The organism is Streptomyces sp. ADI95-17 (assembly GCF_003846175.1).
GTDB classification, from domain to species: Bacteria; Actinomycetota; Actinomycetes; order Streptomycetales; family Streptomycetaceae; genus Streptomyces; species Streptomyces sanglieri.
Genome location: NZ_ML123056.1, coordinates 156,927 through 161,039, shown reverse-complemented (window position 1 = coordinate 161,039; position 4,113 = coordinate 156,927). Strand labels below are relative to the sequence as shown.

Here is a 4,113-nt window from a genome sequence, read left to right as displayed (position 1 = left end):
AACTCCCGGCCCATACCGGCCCGTTGGGATCCCTGGCCCGAGAACAGCACGGCCAGGCGTCCGGGTGCCGCCACTCCGCGCACCACTGCCGGGCTGTTGCCGAGGGTACTCAACTCGCGTACGCCGTCGACGAGTCCGGTACGCCCGTCGGCGAGGATCACCGCGCGGTGTTCCAGGGCGGCGCGTCCCGTGGCGAGCGAGTAGCCGACGTCCAGGGCGCCGGACTCGTGTGCGGTGACGTTGTCCAGGTGGGCGAGGAGTTCGCTCGCCTGTGCCTTGAGCGCCTCGCCGGTCGCGCCCGAGACGAGCCAGGGGACGATCGGCAGGGTCCGGTTCTGCCCGGACCCGTCGGCGGCGGGTCCGTCCTCGCGCGCGGGCGCCTGCTCGACGATGACGTGCGCGTTCGTGCCGCTCACGCCGAAGGAGGAGATGCCCGCGCGGCGCGGCTGCCCGGTCTCCGGCCACTCCACCGGCTGGGTCAGCAGCTCGACGGACCCGGCCGACCAGTCCACGTGCGGCGTCGGCTCGTCGACGTGGAGGGTGCGGGGCAGGGCCGCGTGCCGCAGCGCCATCACCATCTTGATCACACCGGCGACGCCCGAGGCAGCCTGCGCGTGACCGAAGTTGGACTTCATCGAGCCGAGGAACAGCGGTCTGCCCTCCGGCCTGTCCTGGCCGTACGTCTCCACGACGGCCTGGGCCTCGATGGGGTCACCGAGGACGGTGCCGGTGCCGTGTGCCTCCACGGCGTCGATCTGCACGGGCGAGAGGCCGGCGTTGGCCAGCGCGGCCCGGATGACCCGCCGCTGCGAGGGGCCGTTCGGCGCGGTCAGGCCGTTGCTGGCGCCGTCCTGGTTCACGGCCGAGCCGCGGATCACCGCGAGGATCTCGCGTCCGTTGCGGAGGGCGTCGGAGAGCCGCTCCACCACCAGGACACCCACGCCCTCGGCCCAGCCGGTGCCGTCGGCGGCGGCCGCGAAGGACTTGCAGCGGCCGTCCGCCGCGAGGCCGCCCTGCTGGCTGAACTCCGCGTACGCGCCGGGGTTGTTCATCACGGTCACACCTGCGGCCAGCGCGAGGGTGCACTCGCGCTGGCGCAGTGCCTGCACCGCCTGGTGGAGGGCGACCAGCGACGACGAGCACGCCGTGTCGATCGTCACGGCCGGGCCCTCCAGGCCCAGGGTGTAGGAGACCCGTCCGGAGACGACGCTTCCTGCGGTGCCGGTGACGTAGTAGCCCGCGACGTTCTCGTTCGACTGCCGCAGGCTCGTCTCGTACCCGGACGACTGGGCTCCGACGAAGACGCCGGTCGCGGTGCCGCGCAACGACGAGGGGGCGATTCCTGCCCGCTCCAGGGCCTTCCAGGACTCCTCCAGGAGCACACGCTGCTGCGGGTCCATCGCCAGCGCCTCGCGCGGCGAGATCCCGAAGAAGCCCGCGTCGAAGTCCGTGACCCCGTCGACGAAGCCGCCCTCGAAGGTGACCGCGTTGTCGTGGGCCTCCTCGTAGAGTCGCTCCAGGTCCCAGCCGCGGTCGGTCGGGAACCCGTTCACCGCGTCGGTCCCGGACGCGACCAGGTTCCACAGGCCCTCGGGGCTCGTCACCCCGCCCGGGTAGCGGCAGCTCATCCCGGTGATCGCGATCGGTTCGCGCGCCGCATCGGTGAGCTGGGTGTTCTCCCGCCGCAACCGGTCGACCTCTTTGAGCGACGCGCGCAGCGCTTCGAGAACCTTGTCAGCCGAACTAGCCATCATGCACTCCACACTTCACGCATCATCAGGATTCGCCGTCGCCCAACGCCATCTGGATCAGGCTCTCGGCGTCCATCTCGTCGATCGACTCGGTCTCGTCGCCCGCGGGCGGAGGGGTTTGCGCCCCACCGCGCCGGTCCGCGAGCTTCAGCAGGGTGTCCAGCACTCCGGCGGCCCTGAGTTGGTCAAGCGGCACTGTCGCCAGTGCGCCACGGACGGCGGCCTCGTCCAGGTCGTCATGGCCGCCGGGGCCGCCGTCGGTGCCCGTCCCGACCCCCTCGGGGAGCAGCTTGCTCCGCAGGTACGTGACCAGTGCCGTGGGCGTCGGGTGGTCGAAGACCAGCGCGGCCGGAAGCCGCAGGCCCGTCGCCTCGCCCAGTTGGTTGCGCAGCTCCACCGCGGTCAGGGAGTCGAACCCGAGGGTGCGGAACGCCCGGTCGGACCGTACGTCGGTGGGTGCGGCGAGCCGCAGCACGGTCGCCGCCCGCTCCTGCACGAGTTCCAGGAGCAGGTGTTCCTGCTCAAGTCCGGAAAGTTCGAGGAGGTTCTGCCGCAGCGTCTCGGCGCGGTCGGCACCGGTGAACGCGGACGCGCCGTCCGCCTCGTCCTCTTCGGGTGCGAGCGCCGCCCGCACCTCGGGCAGGTCGCCGATCAGCGGGCTCGGCCGCAGGGTCGTGAAGGCCGTGGCAAATCGCGGCCAGTCCACGTCGACCGCGACCACCGGCGCCTCGTCGTGCTCGATGGCCTGCTGCAGCGCGGTGATCGCGAGGCGGGGCGCCATCGGTGCCAGGCCGAGACGGGTCAGCTGCTCGCCGGTGTCGCCGGCGGCCATGCCGCCGTCGGCCCACTGGCCCCACGCCACGGATGTGGCGGCCCAGCCTCGGGCGCGGCGGCGCAGGGCGAGCGCGTCCAGCGCCGCGTTCGCCGCCGCGTACCCGGCCTGCCGGGCGCTGCCCCACACTCCGGCGATGGAAGAGAACACCACGAACGCGTCCACCGTCCCGCCGAGCAGTTCGTCGAGGTGGGCGGCGCCCGCCGTCTTGCCCGCGAGGACGTCGGCGAACGCTGCTGGTTCGGTGTCGGCCAGAGCGGCGCTGTCGCTGACGCCCGCCGTGTGCACGACCGCGCGCACGGGGTCACCCTCGGTGTTCAGCCTCTCGATCAGCGCGGCCACTTGGTCGCGGTCGGCGACATCGCAGGCCTCCACCGTCACCTTGGCGCCGAGCCCCGTCAGCTCCGCCTCCAGCTCGGCCGCTCCGGGGGCCTCGGCGCCCCTGCGGCTGGTCAGGACGAGCCGTTCAGCTCCCCGTCCCGCCAGCCAGCGGGCGACGTGGCCGCCCAGGGCGCCGGTGCCGCCGGTGATCAGTACGGTGCCCTCGGGGCTCCACGGGCGTACGGCGGGCGCTCCGTTCAGCGGGGCGCGGACGAGGCGGCGGCCGAACGCACCGGCCGAGCGCACCGCGATCTGGTCCTCGCCCGTGCCTCCGGTGTCGCCGGTGCCCGGTCCGGATGCCTCCGCCGTCCGCCCCGCGAGGATTCCGCACAAGCTGTCGGCGATCCTGGCGTCGACCCCGCCGGCCGGCAGGTCGACGAGACCGCCCCAGTTTCCGGGGCGCTCCAGGCAGGCGACTCGTCCGACGCCCCAGACCTGGGCCTGCGCCACGCTCACCGTGCGGTCCGCGGTGCCGACCTGGACGGCGCCCATGGTGGCGCACCACAAGGGCGCCTGGAGCTCCACGTCGTCGAGGGCCTGCACCAGCGCGAGCGTCGACGTGACGCCGGCGGGAACCGCGGGGTGTGCCGGGTCGGGCGCTTCGTCCGCGCCGAGGAAGGACAGCACGCCGCCGATGCGGGACGGGTCCACTGTGGGGTTTTCCGTACGGTTCCCTGTGCCGTTCTCCGTGCCGTTCTCCGTGCGGTTCCCCTCCAGGAGTTCACCGAGAAGCCCGGCGAACGCCTTGCGTCCGGCGTCGGCGGAGGACACCGCCAGGGTCACGACGTCGGCGCCGTGCCCGGCCAAGGCACGGCCGCAGGCGGAGACCGAGGCGTCGTCCCGCAGCACCTCGGGAACCAGGACGATCCATGTGCCGGACAGTTCGGCCGACTTGGCCTTCGGCAGCGGCTTCCAGTCGACGCGGTAGCGCCAGCCGTCGATGGTGGAGCTGTCGCGGCTGTTGCGCCGCCAGGAGGCGAGGGCCGGCAGGACCGCGCGCAGCGGCTCCGCCTCGGCCTTGTCCAGGGTGCCCATCAGGGCGTCCAGGTCCTCGCTCTCGACGGCCTGCCAGAACTCCGCCTCGTGCGGAGCCATCCCGCTCTGCTCGGGTGCGGGGGTGTCCGTGGTCTCGGGCCAGTAGCGCTGTCG

At 73.2% G+C, this 4,113-nt stretch carries 2 protein-coding genes; both read right to left on the bottom strand.

What is annotated here, in order from left to right:
• Positions 1-1,751 (bottom strand): type I polyketide synthase (locus EES42_RS43075; RefSeq protein ID WP_164495574.1); only part of this gene is annotated, 1,751 nt, incomplete at its 3' end.
• Between the two features lie 25 nt (positions 1,752-1,776).
• Positions 1,777-4,113, bottom strand: a 2,337-nt coding sequence (locus EES42_RS45430; protein ID WP_164495573.1) for an SDR family NAD(P)-dependent oxidoreductase, incomplete at its 5' end; no start/stop codon positions are given.